The organism is Providencia sp. PROV210, from assembly GCF_028479445.1.
GTDB lineage: Bacteria > Pseudomonadota > Gammaproteobacteria > Enterobacterales > Enterobacteriaceae > Providencia > Providencia rustigianii.
This window is the reverse complement of sequence record NZ_JAMPNQ010000019.1, coordinates 43533-60191: the sequence shown is the minus strand read 5'-3', so window position 1 is coordinate 60191 and position 16659 is coordinate 43533. Positions and strand designations below refer to the sequence as shown.

Annotated in this window: 14 protein-coding genes and 6 tRNA genes; 4 read left to right on the top strand and 16 right to left on the bottom strand. The window is 41.9% G+C overall.

Annotated elements, in window-relative coordinates:
• The first annotated feature begins 7 nt into the window (after window positions 1–7).
• The gene (locus PR761_RS15230; protein WP_006812810.1) at window positions 8–508 is read left to right on the top strand and encodes a protein disulfide oxidoreductase; all 501 of its coding nucleotides are present in this window, start codon (window positions 8–10) and stop codon (window positions 506–508) included.
• A 62-nt stretch (window positions 509–570) separates the two neighbouring features.
• Here the strand turns inward: PR761_RS15230 and PR761_RS15225 are convergent, their stop codons facing one another.
• Window positions 571–1284, bottom strand: coding sequence for an NUDIX hydrolase (locus PR761_RS15225; protein WP_006812809.1), 714 nt, complete (start codon window positions 1282–1284; stop codon window positions 571–573).
• Between the two features lie 151 nt (window positions 1285–1435).
• Between PR761_RS15225 and PR761_RS15220 the strand changes: the two genes are divergently transcribed.
• Complete coding sequence (locus PR761_RS15220) at window positions 1436–2458, top strand: SPFH domain-containing protein (RefSeq protein WP_006812808.1); 1023 nt, start codon at window positions 1436–1438, stop codon at window positions 2456–2458.
• Window positions 2455–3378 carry a sugar kinase gene (locus PR761_RS15215; protein ID WP_154611229.1) on the top strand — a complete coding sequence of 308 codons (924 nt, stop codon included), beginning with the start codon at window positions 2455–2457 and terminating at the stop codon, window positions 3376–3378. The genes PR761_RS15220 and PR761_RS15215 overlap by 4 nt, the downstream gene beginning before the upstream one ends.
• 62 nt (window positions 3379–3440) lie before the next feature.
• Here the strand turns inward: PR761_RS15215 and lnt are convergent, their stop codons facing one another.
• From lnt to miaB, 5 genes are all read right to left on the bottom strand, one after another.
• Window positions 3441–4979, bottom strand: coding sequence for an apolipoprotein N-acyltransferase (lnt, locus tag PR761_RS15210; protein ID WP_112836357.1), 1539 nt, complete (start codon window positions 4977–4979; stop codon window positions 3441–3443).
• Entirely contained in the window at window positions 4979–5863 is an 885-nt protein-coding gene (gene corC, locus PR761_RS15205) for a CNNM family magnesium/cobalt transport protein CorC (RefSeq protein WP_006812805.1), read from the bottom strand. Before corC ends, lnt begins: the two co-directional genes overlap by 1 nt.
• 154 nt (window positions 5864–6017) lie before the next feature.
• Complete coding sequence (ybeY, locus tag PR761_RS15200; protein ID WP_112836359.1) at window positions 6018–6485, bottom strand: rRNA maturation RNase YbeY; 468 nt, start codon at window positions 6483–6485, stop codon at window positions 6018–6020.
• The gene (locus PR761_RS15195; protein WP_154600588.1) at window positions 6486–7484 is read right to left on the bottom strand and encodes a PhoH family protein; all 999 of its coding nucleotides are present in this window, start codon (window positions 7482–7484) and stop codon (window positions 6486–6488) included. It lies immediately after the preceding gene.
• A gap of 86 nt (window positions 7485–7570) precedes the next feature.
• The gene (gene miaB, locus PR761_RS15190; protein ID WP_006812802.1) at window positions 7571–9001 is read right to left on the bottom strand and encodes a tRNA (N6-isopentenyl adenosine(37)-C2)-methylthiotransferase MiaB; all 1431 of its coding nucleotides are present in this window, start codon (window positions 8999–9001) and stop codon (window positions 7571–7573) included.
• A 337-nt stretch (window positions 9002–9338) separates the two neighbouring features.
• On the opposite strand from miaB, the gene ubiF reads away from it, so the two are divergent.
• Window positions 9339–10526, top strand: a complete 1188-nt coding sequence (ubiF, locus tag PR761_RS15185) for a 3-demethoxyubiquinol 3-hydroxylase (RefSeq protein WP_112837533.1) — start codon at window positions 9339–9341, stop codon at window positions 10524–10526.
• A gap of 70 nt (window positions 10527–10596) precedes the next feature.
• On the opposite strand, the gene PR761_RS15180 is transcribed toward ubiF, so the two are convergent.
• From PR761_RS15180 to nagB, 10 genes are all read right to left on the bottom strand, one after another.
• Window positions 10597–11943, bottom strand: coding sequence for a dicarboxylate/amino acid:cation symporter (locus PR761_RS15180; protein WP_006812800.1), 1347 nt, complete (start codon window positions 11941–11943; stop codon window positions 10597–10599).
• 355 nt (window positions 11944–12298) lie between these two features.
• A tRNA-Gln gene (locus PR761_RS15175) sits at window positions 12299–12373 on the bottom strand.
• Window positions 12374–12386: 13 nt separating this feature from the next.
• Window positions 12387–12463 (bottom strand) — tRNA-Met (locus PR761_RS15170).
• Window positions 12464–12511: 48 nt separating this feature from the next.
• Window positions 12512–12586, bottom strand: a tRNA-Gln gene (locus PR761_RS15165).
• A 46-nt stretch (window positions 12587–12632) separates the two neighbouring features.
• Window positions 12633–12707: transfer RNA gene (locus PR761_RS15160), tRNA-Gln, on the bottom strand.
• A gap of 33 nt (window positions 12708–12740) precedes the next feature.
• A tRNA-Leu gene (locus PR761_RS15155) sits at window positions 12741–12825 on the bottom strand.
• Window positions 12826–12832: 7 nt separating this feature from the next.
• Window positions 12833–12909 (bottom strand) — tRNA-Met (locus PR761_RS15150).
• 254 nt (window positions 12910–13163) lie between these two features.
• A complete protein-coding gene (gene nagC, locus PR761_RS15145) occupies window positions 13164–14387 on the bottom strand; it encodes a DNA-binding transcriptional regulator NagC (protein WP_006812799.1) in 1224 nt (407 codons plus the stop codon).
• Window positions 14388–14394: 7 nt separating this feature from the next.
• Window positions 14395–15561 (bottom strand): N-acetylglucosamine-6-phosphate deacetylase, encoded by a 1167-nt coding sequence (gene nagA / locus PR761_RS15140; protein WP_006812798.1) that lies wholly within the window; start codon window positions 15559–15561, stop codon window positions 14395–14397.
• Window positions 15562–15681: 120 nt separating this feature from the next.
• Entirely contained in the window at window positions 15682–16485 is an 804-nt protein-coding gene (nagB, locus tag PR761_RS15135) for a glucosamine-6-phosphate deaminase (RefSeq protein ID WP_006812797.1), read from the bottom strand.
• Window positions 16486–16659 lie beyond the last annotated feature (174 nt).

The window sequence follows — 16659 nt, the reverse complement described above, 5'->3', positions numbered from 1 at the left end:
TCATTCGATGGGGAGACTAAAAAAGTGGACCAAAGAACTTATTGTTTTAGCACTAATTTTATTGGTTGCTTTTACAATAATGGATTTTTGGCGTAAACCACAAAGCTTAGCTCCTGTATTATTGGAGCCACAGACTCTGGCAACAGGAGAAGTGGTTTCTATTGCCGAGCTGAGTGAAAAACAGCCAGTATTAATCTATTTTTGGGCGACATGGTGTGGTGTATGCAATACCACATCCCCCAATGTTTCAGATTTAGCTAAATCTGGTGTTCCTGTCGTGACAGTGGCAATTCGTTCAGGAGATCCTCAGCGATTGCTTACTGGCATGGCAAATAAAGATCTAACCTTTCCTGTTATCAACGATATCAATGGCCAGTTAGCGGGGCTTGTTGGCGTCAGTGCAACTCCCACCTTTATGATAATAGATAAAGGTGAAATGGTGAGTTTTACCGCCGGTTGGACAAGTTATCTCGGGCTGAAAAGCCGTCTATGGCTAGCATCATTTTAGAAATAAAAAATGCCCTTTATCCTTTATATTGAAAAGTTATGAGGGCATTTTTCTTCCACATATTAATTTTCCAAATTACGAACAAATCGATAATCTGCTGACTGGGATTTTAGTCGGTATAAATTAGCTGGGCGACCTCGTTCTTGGCGTTTTTCACCTGTATCAATCAATAAATCCGCTTGCTCTAAACGACGGCGAAATGATTTATTTTGTATTGGTTTACCAATCAAAACTTCGTGAACATGCTGGAGCTCTGCTAAGGTAAAAACTTCAGGTAGGGCAAATCCAGGGACAATCGAATACAATGATTTTTGTTGTAGACGTTCACGGGCTTGTAAATAAAGCTGATAGTGATCAAATGCTAATGGGATACTATCGATTTCATCGATGGTGACCCACTTGACCGAGCTAACGCTTTCGATATGTGCTGCACATGCCTGATGAGCGATAAGTGCGGTATAACAAACAGTGACTGACCATCCTCGTGGATCTCGTTGAGCATTACCTACTGTGCAAAGTTGCTCAATATAAGGCGGGATCACCCCTGTTTTTTCTTTTAATTTTCTATACACCGTTTCTTCAAGCGTTTTATCACTCACTTCATTTATAAACCCACCGGGTAACCCCCATTTTCCTTTTTCTGGATGATTTGCTCGCTCAACGAGCAATACTTTTAGCGTATTTTCATGATAAGTGAATAACACCGTATCAATGCTAAACAGTGGCGATAAAAAATCATGGCGATTATAAGTAGATAAAAATTCTTTTTCAGTCATGGGGTTATTGACCTATTTTCTTTCATTCTCAATGAACAAACTATACGCGAAAAGATCATTATTGTCATTATGACATTTAAGTGTTGACTTGTTTGTGTCATTAAGACAATAATTGCTTAAGGTCATAAGGACAATAACAAGAGAGGTCACTATGTTTAATTTTAAATATTTCAAATCAGATTCATCAACGTTTGTTATTCAGTCTGTAAATGGTGCTGTTCGTAAGCAGGGAAAAGGAATTAGTTTTTGGTATAACGCGGATAAGACATCAATTTCGGCGCTGCCATTAAATGCTCAAGAAGCGCCATTTATTTTTAATTTGCAAACAGCAGATTTTCAAAGTTTACGTATTCAAGGGCAAATTTCTTTTCAGGTGAAGTTTCCTGAAAAGACGGCAAATGTATTGAATTTCAACTTAGCTCATGATGGTAAAAGTTACTTATCTGAGGATCCGTTAAAGCTTACTGATAGGGTCGTCCGTACCGCTCAAACGTTGATTCAGGCTAAAGTACAAACAACGCCACTAAAAGAATCGCTGCTAATGGGGCAAACATTGGTGATGTTAGTGACTCAACAATTGGCAATGCAGTCGTCGATTGAGTCGTTGGGAATTGAAATTTTAGAGGTTTCTATTTCTGGGATTATGCCGTCACCAGAAACTCAAAAAGCCTTAGAAGCGCAGGCCAGAGAGGCTATTTTAAAAGAAGCCGATGATGCGATTTATGCACGGCGAAAATTCTCTGTAGAGCAAGAGAGAACAATAAAAGAGGCAGAATTAGAAACTGATTTATCCGTGCAAGCGAAAGAACAACAAATTGAAGAGGCTCGTCTTGATAATGAGCGAACCCTACTGCGTGAACGTGCTGAAATTGAGCAAGAGGAGCTGGTTTCACAAGTGAGTTTAGAAGCCAAGCGTAATGAATTAGTCGCTCTTAGTGCAGAAAATCAACGAACTCAATCAGATGCCGATGCTTATGCGATTGAATCTAAAATGAAAGCTTATAGCCAATTGCCGGTAGAAAATTTAAAAGCGATGGCGCTTGCGAAGATGAATCCCGAGCAATTGATGGCAATGGCCTTTGAATCCTTGGCTCAAAATGCAGGAAAAATTGGCGAAATTAACTTCTCACCAGATCTTTTTGGTCAACTGATGAAAAAGGGGGCTAAATCATGAGTCAATTCGACGATGCACGATTTGTATTAGTAACACGAAAAACACGGATGCAGGCGTTAATTGAGCGATTTAATACTTGGCCGCAAGCGAAGTTTTATCTTGAACACAATCATGTTGAAGTGAGCGATTACTTACTTGAGCATGATCTTTACCAGAAGCAATTAATTCAGGCTGAAGGGATATTAAAGAAAATGGGGCGCTTCCAATTACTCGAAAGACAATTATTGCCCAGTTATCAATTTTCATCGCGGGATATTATTGTGGTGATTGGGCAGGATGGCTTAGTAGCTAACACACTGAAATATTTAAATGGTCAGCCAGTCATTGCTATTAATCCAGATCCCTCTCGATGGGATGGCAAATTACTGCCGTTTGAAATCGGGCAATTATCGGAAGTAGTGACGAGAACATTAAATGGCAAGATAGTCTCTAAATCGGTGATTTTTGCTGAAGCGAAAACCAATGATGGGCAGACAATATTAGCTGTAAATGATTTATTTATCGGTCCCAAAAGTCATACTTCTGCCCGTTATTTGGTGAAATGGCAAGGACAGCAAGAATACCAATCTTCATCTGGGATTATTGTTTCTACAGGGTTGGGATCAACGGGGTGGTTCCAGTCTATTTTGGCGGGAGCTCAAGCAATAGCAGGCACTCACTCCCATCCACTGTCTCAAGGATTTGGTTGGGGAGAAAAGCGCCTACAGTTCAGTGTTCGAGAACCTTTTTTGAGTAAAACTACGGGAACTGAATTGGTGTTTGGCTCCATTGATTTGAGTCATCCATTACTACTTGAATCATTGATGCCTGAAAATGGGATTATTTTTTCAGATGGTATAGAGGATGACTATTTAGACTTTAATGCAGGATGCATCGTTTCTATTGGGATTGCGAATGTACAGGGGCAACTAGTTGGTTAATATAAAAAATCCCCAATAGAATATTGAATCTATTGGGGATTACTAATTCGCATTATACGATATTACTGATGCTTTTGACGTCGACTGAAGATAAAGCCCATCACACCGAATACCACAACAGTTCCCCACATTGGCCAATTACTCCAGCGAGCATAAGGTGTTAAGCCCGTAGTTGGAGTGACTTGTGTTGCAAGAACCGCAGTTTGAAACTGAGGAAGCATATCTTGGATTGTGCCATCTGCATTAATTACCGCAGTGACGCCGTTATTGGTTGAACGCAATAATGGACGACCTAATTCAAGAGAACGCATTCTTGCCATTTGGAAATGCTGCCAAGGACCAATAGACTCTCCAAACCATGCATCATTGGAGATTGTCAGCAAGTAGTCACTATCTGGCTTGAAGTTATCTCGAACTTGCGTGCCCAAAATAATTTCATAGCAAATTGTTGCTGTCAGATGGATATTACCTAAAGCGAGTTGGGCTTGTTGGTAATCACCACGACTAAAACCAGACATTGGCAGATTAAAGAATGGCGCCAGTGGTCTGAGTAAGTCTTCTAGAGGCACAAATTCACCAAATGGAACTAAATGATGTTTGTTATAACGATTCTTGGATGGGTATAAATACGGTTTTTTCTCATCACCCAGCACAATAATCGAGTTATAAAACTCAAGGTGACCATCTCCTGGTTTTGCATCAACAATCCCGGTGATTAACCGTGTCTTGGTCTCAGCAAGTAATGTATCCAGCGCTTTTAACCATGCTTGGTTTTCTAATTCCACCGACGGGACGGCAGACTCTGGCCAGATAATCATATCGGCTTTGCCAATATAGGGGCTGGACAGTTTTACATACAAGTCTTTGGTGTGCTGTAAGAATCCGGCTTCCCACTTCATTGCTTGGGGAATATTGCCCTGTACTAAAGCCACCTCCATTTTTTTATCATCTAATGGGGTAAACCATTGGAGATTTTTTGCCAGCAGTGGGGCAAATAATAAAATGGCGGCGCAGGCGACAGCCATTAAGCTGCGACGGACTAAGGCGAAAACAAGTAAGCCGCTAATACAAAATAGCAGCAAAGTGATCATTTCCACACCGAATATAGGGGCTAATGACTTCATCGGGCCATCAATTTGGCTATAGCCGAATTGTAGCCATGGGAAGCCAGTGAGTACCCATCCACGTAGAAATTCAGTGAATTGCCATAATGCTGGTGCAACAAAGGCTAAGCGCCAGAGTGTCGCATTGGGTGTGAGCTTAGCGAGTAATGCGCCAAATAATCCCGGATATAGCGAGAGATAGGCAGCGAGCAGGATAACGATAAAGACGTTAACCGCATCTGGCATTCCACCGAAATCAGCAATACTCACATAGACCCAATTAACCCCACTACCAAATAAACCGAACCCCCAAGCAAAGGCGATGGCAAAAGATTGCTTAGCTGTACGATTAAGGGTGAGTAGTTGAAGAAATAAGATTGAGAGTAATGCGGCAGGCCAAAGATCAAAAGGCGAAAAAGCCAGCGTACCACTGGCTCCGAATAGTAAAGCCAGCAGTAATCGAGACCACTGGCTTTGAGTCATTGATGTTAAGTTCATTAACTCTGTTCTTTATCCAAAGTAGGAACCGGTGCATCGTCTGGAATTTTAACTTGTAGCAGTATAATTCGACGGCTATCGGCCATTGAAACTTTAAATTGGTAATTATCGATAGTGATGGTTTCGCCTCGAGAAGGCAAGTGCCCAAAAGCTTGCATCACTAAACCACCCACAGTATCCACTTCTTCATCACTAAAATGGGTACCAAATGCGTCATTGAAGTCTTCAATTTGGGTTAATGCGCGGACGGAATAAGAGTGAAGACTCAATTGACGAATATCAACATCATCTTGGTCATCATACTCATCTTCAATCTCACCCACAATCAACTCTAAGATATCTTCAATGGTCACAAGACCAGACACTCCACCAAACTCATCAATGACGATGGCCATGTGGTAGCGCTGGGAACGGAATTCTTTGAGTAAGCGGTCTACTCGTTTACTTTCAGGAACAACAACGGCTTGGCGTAACACTTTATCAATACTAAACGGTTCTGCGTCAGTACGCATAAATGGCAGCAAGTCTTTTGCCATTAATAACCCTTCAATATGGTCTTTATCTTCGCTGATAACAGGGAAGCGAGAGTGGGCTGAGTCGATAATGACATCAAGGCACTCATCAAGAGTTTGGTTACGTTTTAAGGTAACAATTTGAGAGCGAGGGATCATGATGTCGCGCACCCGCTGATCTGCGATATCCATAACGCCTTCCAGCATTTCACGGGTATCGGGGTCAATCAAATCGTTCTGTTCAGAGTCACGAATTAATTCGACCAAATCATCACGGTTTTTTGGCTCACCATGGAAAAGTTGATTTAAGAGGGAAAAAAAACCTTTCTTAGGTCCAGGGTTATCACTACTCGAAGAGTTATCGTCGCTCATGGCGTTTAATTTATTATTCCTCAGTTAATTAAAAAATATCGCTAACCCATATTACTAGGGTAGTTAATTGTTAGCTTAAAACATTTTATTTAGCTATACAATTTATGAGTTAGCGTTGGAAAACTACACTTTCTGTCAAAAAATTATAGAGATCTCACTCTTTTTCCGCAAGATAGGGATCCGCATAGCCCATCTCAGCGAGGATCTCGGTTTCTAACCCTTCCATTTCTTCGGCTTCATCATCTTCAATATGATCATAACCCAGTAAATGTAGGCAACCATGTACCACCATATGCGCCCAATGTTCTTCTTCACTTTTTTGCTGTTCAGTAGCTTCTTTTTCAACCACTTGGCGGCAAATAATCAGGTCACCTAAGAGTGGTAATTCAATCTCTGGTGGCGCTTCAAAAGGGAAAGAGAGCACATTTGTTGGCTTGTCTTTACCGCGGTAAGTCAAATTTAAATCATGGCTTTCGGCTTCGTCAACAATACGAATAGTGACTTCACTTTCAGCTTGAAATTTAGGTAATACGGCATTGACCCAGCGCTGGAACATTGCTTCAGAAGGTAAACCTTCGATATTTTCACTAGCAATCTGTAAATCGAGAATGACGTCACTCATTTAGTGGTTTTCCTGCTTTTCAAGCTCGCGTTGTTGCTCTTTTTCTTCTTTTAACTGTTGGCGACGTTTGCTGTCTTGCTCTTCCCATGCTTCATAAGCCATGACGACTTTTGCAACGACAGGATGGCGAACCACGTCTTCACTGTGAAAGAAATTAAAGCTTAAATCATCCACATTGGAAAGCACTTCAATGGCATGTCTTAAGCCTGATTTACTGCCTCTTGGTAAATCCACTTGGGTAATATCCCCAGTGACAACCGCTTTTGAATTAAAGCCGATGCGCGTCAAAAACATTTTCATCTGTTCGATGGTGGTGTTTTGGCTCTCATCCAAAATAATAAAAGCATCATTAAGCGTACGACCACGCATATAAGCCAGTGGCGCCACTTCAATGACGTTACGTTCGATCAGTTTTTCGACTTTTTCGAAACCTAACATTTCAAATAGAGCGTCATACAACGGGCGTAAATAGGGGTCGACTTTTTGGCTTAAATCACCCGGTAAGAATCCCAATTTTTCGCCCGCCTCAACCGCAGGGCGGGTAAGGAGAATTCGTCGCACTTCTTGACGTTCTAAAGCATCTACCGCCGCAGCAACCGCTAAGTACGTTTTCCCTGTACCCGCAGGCCCAATCCCAAATGTAATATCATGATCTAAGATATTGGCGATATATTGCGCCTGATTTGGGGTACGAGGCTTGATCACGCCACGCTTGGTTTTGATATTCACTGCTTTACCATAATCAGGTACGCTTTCTGCGGATTGTTCAAGCACTCGGCTATCGACAATGGCAAGGTGAATATTTTCTGGGTCAATATCAGGGATTACGCCACGAATTGGTGCGGTATCCACATACAACTGACGCAAAATTTTACTGGCAGCTTGGATATTAAGCGCTTTACCCGAGAGTTTAAAACGGTTATCACGGCGATTAATTTCAACGCCGAGACGACGCTCTAACTGCTTAATATTGTCGTCAAATGGCCCGCAAAGGCTCATCAAACGTTGATTATCTGCGGGCTCTAAAAAAATTTCTTGTGTGGCAATTTGCACAGGTTTGTTATCGGTCACTGAGTATCCTATCTTTAGGGTTGGAAATTACCAACACCAAGTTCATCTTCTTTACGAGTACGGGCAATTACAGATTCTGGGGATTCGTGAACACGCAGATCCATTTGATCTTCCGTACGAATCACTTTGCCGCGTAAAGAGTTAGTATAAACATCGACGATTTCGACATCGACAAACTTACCGATCATATCTGGGGTGCCTTCAAAGTTCACCACTCGGTTATTTTCGGTTCGGCCTGAAAGCTCCATCACATTTTTACGTGAAGTACCTTCCACTAAAATACGTTGCACTGTACCCAGCATGGCACGGCTGAAGCTCATTGCTTGCTGATTAATGCGTTGTTGCAGCAGATACAGGCGCTGTTTTTTCTCATCTTCAGTCACGTCATCCGGTAAATCTGCCGCTGGCGTACCAGGGCGTGCTGAATAGACAAAGCTGTAGCTCATATCAAAATTCACGTCGGCAATGAGCTTCATGGTTTTTTCGAAGTCTTCTGTTGTTTCCCCCGGGAAACCGACAATAAAGTCAGAGCTAATTAAGATCCCCGGACGTGCTTCACGTAATTTACGGATAATGGCTTTGTACTCTAATGCCGTATGAGCACGTTTCATCATGGTCAGAATACGGTCTGAACCACTTTGAACCGGTAGGTGTAAGAAGCTCACTAATTCCGGAGTGTCGCGATAGACCTCGATAATGTCATCAGTAAATTCAATCGGGTGGCTGGTGGTGAAGCGTACGCGATCGATACCATCGATAGAGGCGACTAAGCGCAACAATTCTGCAAATGAACAGATTTCACCATCAAAGGTTGCACCACGATAGGCGTTAACATTTTGGCCAAGTAAGTTCACTTCACGCACACCTTGGGCAGCCAGTTGGGCGATTTCAAATAAAATATCGTCACAAGGGCGGCTAACTTCTTCTCCTCGGGTATAAGGAACGACACAGAATGTGCAATATTTATTGCAGCCTTCCATAATAGAAACGAATGCCGTTGGGCCTTCTGCACGAGGTTCAGGAAGATTGTCAAATTTCTCAATTTCAGGGAAGCTGATATCAATAATTGGGCTACGATTACCTTGAATTTGGTTAATCATTTCAGGTAAGCGATGCAATGTTTGTGGTCCAAAAACAATATCCACACAAGGAGCACGCTGGCGAATAAAATCACCTTCCTGAGATGCGACGCAACCGCCAACACCAATGATGATGTCAGGTTTTTTATCTTTGAAAAATTTCCAACGACCCAGCTGATGGAATACCTTCTCTTGGGCTTTTTCGCGGATAGAACACGTGTTTAATAACAACAGATCTGCTTCTTCAGCAATGTCAGTCAGTTGATAGCCGTGGGTGCTTTCTAATAAAGAGACCATTTTAGATGAATCGTATTCGTTCATCTGGCAGCCCCAAGTTTTCATATATAACTTTTTATTTGTCGACATGTCGTATATCCGGTGTTTTCGAAGAGCTTAATTATGGACTTCGAAACGCGTTGTAAATCCAAAGTCCTACCCTATATTGTTGGTGATTTAACCACATTTTGATTAAGAACAGCGTTCTCTGATGGATTAAATGCAAAAATCACTCAGTAATAACATGCTAAAATAATATCATCACCAAATGCTTAAGGGCAGGCTATTTGCCTATTGTTTTAAAGATTGATGAGTATTGTATTCATTTGAGGCATCAGTGACCAGAGCTCAAGCGCAGATATTGCCTGCGGGGGTGAGAAAATTTCGGTATACTAAACAAATCAAATAGTTAATAGCAGCCACTATGATGAATAAACTAACAGAATTTTATGATGTTGTCGTTGTCGGCGCAGGTATGACAGGTGCAGCTGCGGCATTAGGATTCGCCCAAGAAGGGATGAAAGTGGCTTTGCTCGAAAAAGCCCAGCCTGTAGAGTTTGACTCCAAAACAGCTCCCGATGTGCGAATTTCTGCAATCAGTAGTGCTTCAGTTGAATTACTGAAGCAATTAGGTGCATGGAAACATGTGGAAGCCATGCGCAGTGCACCTTATCGCGAATTAGAAACGTGGGAAGATCCGGGTAGCAATGTCATCTTTGATGCCAAAAGTTTAGGCTTGCCTGAGTTGGGTTTTATGGTAGAAAACCGTGTTTTGCAACTTGCATTATGGCGAGAGTGTGAACAATACAGCAATCTCGACTTAGTTTGCCCAGCCTCGTTAATTAATTTATCTCAGCCACAAGGCCAAAAATTGTGGATGGTTGAGCTGGATGATGGGCGCATTCTTAACACGAAATTAGTGGTTGGCGCTGATGGCGCAAATTCCCAAGTGCGTAAAATGGCGGGTATTGGTAGTCGTGGTTGGCAGTATCGCCAGTCGTGCATGCTGATTACCATCCAAACAAATGAGCCGCAACAAGATCGTACATGGCAAAAATTTTACCCCTCTGGACCTCGGGCATTTTTACCGCTGTATGATAATTGGGCTTCGTTAGTATGGTATGACAGCCCTGCCAAAATTCGTCGTCTTCAAAGTATGTCGATGGAGCAGCTCACGGGGGCAATTACTGAAGCATTTCCAGAGCGTCTCGGCGAGGTAAATGCCGTTGCCTCTGGGGCATTTCCATTAACGCGTCACCATGCTAGCCGTTATGTGATGGACGGGTTGGTACTGATTGGTGACGCTGCGCATACGATCAACCCATTAGCGGGGCAGGGTGTTAACCTTGGCTATCGCGATGTGGATGTTTTACTGAACGTGATCTACCAAGCTCGAGAGTGCATTGAAGCTTGGGAATCTCTGGATGTACTCAAGCGTTATCAATGCCGTCGCTTACCTGATAACCTTGCAATGCAAGCTGGTATGGATGTGTTTTATATGGCATTCAGTGAAAATTTACCGGGTTTGAAAATGCTGCGAAACTTGGGCTTGATGACAGCCCAACGCGCCGGAGAAGCAAAAAAATTGGCACTGAAATATGCGCTGGGGCTGTAGAGTAAAGTATTAATTCGATTTAAATAAAACAAGCCGCAATAGCGGCTTGTTTTATTAGATGGTAGGCAAATTATTGTTTGTTCGCGACATCTATAGAAGCTGTTGGTTGAACAGCAACATCTTCTTCAGTGATGATTGAATCTAATGACTCACTTTTAGTTGAGAATGCGTGAGCCAGCTTTTCTGTATCTAACTCTTTTTCCCAGCGAGCGACAACGATACAGGCACAAGCGTTACCGACTAAGTTAGTCAGAGCACGGCACTCAGACATAAAGCGGTCGATACCCAGAATTAGAGCCATACCTGCAACAGGCACACTTGGAACAACCATTAACGTTGCGGCTAAGGTAATGAAACCTGCACCAGTTACACCCGCGGCACCTTTAGAACTGATCATTGCGACTAACAGAAGAGAAACTTGCTCCCAAATAGTCAGGTCAATATTGGTCGCTTGAGCAATAAACAGTGCTGCCATGGTCATATAGATGTTAGTACCATCGAGGTTAAATGAATAACCCGTTGGAATAACTAAACCTACCACCGATTTTTCACAGCCGGCGTGTTCCATTTTTCTCATTAAGCTGGGTAGTGCCGCTTCAGAAGAAGAGGTTCCTAAAACCAACCATAATTCATCTTTGATATATTTGATTAAAGCAATGATGGAGAAGCCGTTGTATTTAGCTACGGCACCTAGAACAACCAGTACAAATAATAATGATGTGATGTAGAACGTCATAATCAGCATCATTAAGTTACCAATCGACGAAATACCATATTTACCAATGGTAAATGCCATTGCACCGAATGCGCCGATAGGTGCCAGTTTCATCAACATAGCAACCATTTTGAAGACTGGCTCAGAGAAGTTTTGCAGCAGTCTAACAATCGGTTCACCGTGCTTACCAGTTGATGCCAATGCCAAACCAAAAATAATAGAGATAAATAATACTTGCAGAATGTTTCCGTTTACCAGAGGGCTAATCACGGTATCTGGAATGATATTCATAAAGAAGCCAACGATGGACGACTCGTGAGCTTTCTCTACGTAGCCAGCAACTTTTGAATTATCTAAAGTTGCAGGGTCAATATTTAATCCAGCGCCTGGCTGAATGACGTTACCGACGATTAAGCCAATAATAAGCGCAACGGTTGAGAAGGTAATAAAGTACAGCATGGCTTTACCCGCCACGCTTCCTACCGTTCTCATGTTTGTCATTCCCGCAATTCCCGTAACAACAGTCAGGAAAATGACAGGTGCAATAATCATTTTAACGATTTTGATAAATGCATCACCCAGCGGTTTTAACGACTCTCCGATATCTGGGAAAAAATGTCCAAGGGCGATACCTAAAGTGATGGCGACGATAACCTGCACATATAAAATTTTATATAGTGGTTCTTTTATTATGTTTCGCATAAATTTTCTCTGTAAAAATGTTGTGTTAGAGCAATTATAATTATTGGTTTTTACAACTGAGTTTGGTTGTTGATTGGAAAGTCGGACTGATAATTTAAGACGGGATGGGGGCTCACGTATTACTAATCTAATCTAACTACAATTCGTCGCAAGGTTATCACTTTCTCAGGTTACAAGAAAATGATGAGTATCACAGATCCGATATAAAAGTTACACAAAAGTAAATGATGTGTATTAAATATTTCAGCAAGAGTTAAATTAAAATTTAAAGATGGGTTAAATCAAAAAACTAGGATTTAATAAATAATCGTAATCTGAGAATTTACTTAGGTAGGGATAAATATTGAAGAAGAGATGGCTGGGGTACCAGGATTCGAACCTGGGGATGCCAGGATCAAAACCTGGTGCCTTACCGCTTGGCGATACCCCAACAAAAAAAGAAATGGTGGCTATGACGGGATTCGAACCTGTGACCCCAACATTATGAGTGTTGTGCTCTAACCAGCTGAGCTACATAGCCGTTTTAATTTCTTTACTGTGTGATTTTACTGCTTGGAAGGATAATAGATGGCTGGGGTACCAGGATTCGAACCTGGGGATGCCAGGATCAAAACCTGGTGCCTTACCGCTTGGCGATACCCCATCCGAGAATATCTATTATTAATTCTGAGTAACTATTGTCTTTAAGATGGCTGGGGTACCAGGATTCGAACCTGGGGATGCCAGGATCAAAACCTGGTGCCTTACCGCTTGGCGATACCCCAATATCTTAAATTCAATTTTAACCGAGAAGGAAATGGTGCGGGAGACAAGACTTGAACTTGCACACCTTGCGGCGCCAGAACCTAAATCTGGTGCGTCTACCAATTTCGCCACTCCCGCAAAAATATGGTGGCTATGACGGGATTCGAACCTGTGACCCCAACATTATGAGTGTTGTGCTCTAACCAGCTGAGCTACATAGCCATCTTTTTTTGCATTACCTTCATCGGCGTTGCGGGGCGCATTATGCTAATTACAGGCAGTACAGTCAACAGCTTTTTGCACTATTTTTTAGAAAATGCGTTCGTTTGTTTGATGAATAATCATTTTGTCGATAAAGTCAGCAAAAAACAACCCTGAATTTAGAAAAATGACATTTACTTTGATTAGATGACGATAAAACAGTCACGTATCAATAACAAAAAAACGAAAGAAACCATTTCAAGAAAGCCAATAAATTAGTTTTCTAATAACTTCTGTAGTAACTCACCGTTTAACATGGCGCGTTTAGTCAGTGCAAAAGCACCAATTGCTGAATTATGCACCAATTGCGAGGTAACAACGGGTAAGTTTTCACGAAAACCTTTGAGTGCTTGCGAGTCAATACAGCTTTGAATCGCGGGTAACAGAATATTTTCCGCCTCGATGATGTCCCCCGCGATAACCACTTTTTCTGGATTGAATAGGTTTATCGTGATCGCAATCGCTTTTCCTATCTGCCTCCCTACATGCTGAATCACTTCTGTTGCCAGAGCATCGCCTTTATTGGCGGCTTGGCAAATTTGAGTAATAGAGCAGGCATCAAGGGTGAGTTGGCTGGAGTAACCTTGCTCAAGACGTTGTTTGACTCGAGTTTCAATAGCTTGATTGGATGCAATAGTTTCTAAGCAACCGAAGTTTCCACAGTGGCAGAGCTCCCCGAGAGGGTCGACTTGAATATGCCCAATCTCTCCAAGATTACCTCGATGGTTAAGCAGTATCTCTTTATTGAGCACTAATCCTGCTCCAGCGCCTCTGTGAATGCGTACAAGGAGAGAGTCTTCACAATCTCGGGTTGCTCCAAAATAACTCTCAGCGAGCGCTAGGCTGCGAATATCATGCCCAACATAGCAGGTGAGGTTGAAATGTTGCTGTAGATTATCAATTAAATGCCAGTTATCCACTTTGATGTGAGGCATATAATGGACAACACCGGAATGAGGATTCACTAAACCCGGCAAAATAACGGAAATCGCAATCAGTTCTTTAATACGCCGTTGGTGTAACCCAATAAAATCTTCTAAGGCAGCAATTAATTTTTGCTCAACAATTTGTTGTGAGGGTTCGGTAATCGGGTAGTGCCCATCAGCTAACATTTTTCCGCTGAGGTCGTATAAAGCGATGGTCGCATCGTAGCGACCAAGGCGCACACCGATGGTATGGAAATATTTATATTCGGAAACGATGGAAATAGCACGACGGCCTCCAGTAGAGGCCTGTTGGTCAACTTCTTTAATTAAACCACGTTCGAGTAGCTGGCGGGTGATCTTAGTGACACTCGCTGGGGCAAGCTGGCTCTGTTCCGCTATCTGAATTCTCGATATCGGACCTTGTTGATCAATCAGGCTGTAGACGACAGCGCTATTTAGTTGTTTTACGAGATCAATATTACCAATTTGCTTTAGCGAGTGGCTTTGATTCATTAGCTATTTACTCATGCTTGTAGACTTCCTCTCCGTTAACGTAAGTTGCAAGGACTTGGAAGTCTTGGTTAAACGCTGTTAAGTTAGCGATTTTTCCTGTTTCAATAGAACCTAAGCTGGCATCAACCCCAATGGCTTTGGCGGGGTAAAGTGTTGCCATTCTTAAGGTTTCATCAAGTGGAATACCAACCTGTTCAACACTATTTTTCACGGCATTAATCATGGTGAGTGATGAACCGCTAAGGGTGCCATTTTCATCGACACATAGCCCATTACGGTAGTATATGGTTTTACCTGCGAAGATAAAATGATCCATTTCATCAGTTTCAGGATCTATTCCTGCTGGTGCAGTTGCATCAGTGACTAAAACCAGCTTATCGCCTTTCAGTTTTTTACTGTTGCGGATATTTGCCCATTGGACATGTAAACCATCAGCAATAATGCCAGCATACACTTCTGGAGTATCATAAATAGCGCCAACTAAACCTGGACCACGGCCGGAAATATACGGCATCGCATTGAATAGGTGAGTCGATGCGCGAATACCGGCTCTGAAACCTTGTCGAGCTTCATCATAGGTCGCGTTAGAATGACCCGCAGAAACCACAATGCCAGCATCGGTGAGTTGGTGAATAAAATGTTCTTCAACCATTTCAGGGGCGAGGGTAATCATGGTGATGGCATCGGCATGATCAGATAAATAATCGATCATTTCTACGGATGGCTTACGAATAAATTCTGGATTATGGGTCCCTTTTTTAATTAGATTAATATATGGACCTTCAATATGTAAACCAAGCGCTTGGTTTTTATTGCTTTTTAGGAATTCAGTCATGACATCAACGCCATGCTTCATCAGCTCATCGGAACAGGTAATCAAGGTTGGTAAGAAGCTGGTGCAGCCTGAACGCTCATTGGCTTTTTGCATTATTTCTAGGTTTTTCAATGTCACATTTTCTTTATTGTCATTGAATTGCACACCACCACAGCCATTAACTTGTAAGTCGATAAAGCCCGCAGAAAGGATTGCGCCTTGTAAATTTTTGCGTTCAATCGTGTTGGATAGCTCGGATTCTGGACAGACTGCCTTGATGATTTCACCTTCAATAATGACAGCGTGGTTTTCCAGTCTTTCGTGACCTGTATAAATAATGCAATTAGTTAGTGCATACATAGCTTAAAACTCCTGACCGCGAGTAAATGGGTCACCGATCAGCAGGATATTGCTGATCGGGTGTTCGATACTCAGTCTATTTTTGATAATAAATTTGACTAAAATAACGTTGAGTATAAATCAATTAAATTTCTCAATGTTTTCACATTCTAATTGTTTGAAATATTTGAGAGTTTTAACTTTCAATTCTAATGTTGCGGGTTCATCACACACAATGATGGCTTTTGGATGAAGCTGCACACAGCTGATAGTCCATAAGTGATTGACGGAACCTTCAACAGCGGCATAAACGGCATTGGCTTTATTGGCACCAGTGGCGAGAACCATCAGTTCTTTAGAATCCAGCAGCGTTGCAACACCCACTGTTAATGCAAACTTGGGAACTTGGTTGATGTCATTGTCAAAAAAGCGAGAGTTAGCTTGGCGAGTCTCAGGGGTCAGCGTTTTAATTCTGGTTCTGGAACTCAGAGAAGAGCCTGGTTCATTAAAGGCAATATGACCATCATTACCTACGCCGCCCATAAATAAATCAATCTGACCGTAGGATTTGATTTTATCTTCATAACGTTGACATTCTGCATCAACATCCGGTGCGTTACCGTTCAATAAATTGATGTTTTCAGCTTGGATATCAATGTGATTAAAGAAATTCTGATGCATAAATGTATGGTAGCTTTGTGGGTGCTCTTTTGGAATACCGATGTATTCATCCATATTAAACGTAACCACATGCTTAAAGCTCACTTTCCCCGCTTTATATAAAGCGATTAATTCTTTATATGTGGCAAGTGGGGTACCGCCAGTGGGTAAGCCTAGAACGAAAGGGCGCTCAGCTGTCGGATTAAATGCATTGATTTTATCGGCGATGTACTGCGCTGACCATACGCCAACATCATGAGCATTATTTAATGGGATAAGCCTCATGTACTTTTACCTCTAGTGTCTCTTTAAATTTATACTGGTTAGTCCCCAAGCCCCAATAAGCTGAACATCATTAACTCTTTTCTTATGACTTGAGGTACTTGGAGTATATACAGCAAATAAAATAAAAAACTTATTTTTAATCATAAAATAAGTTTTAAATAATAGCTACTAATT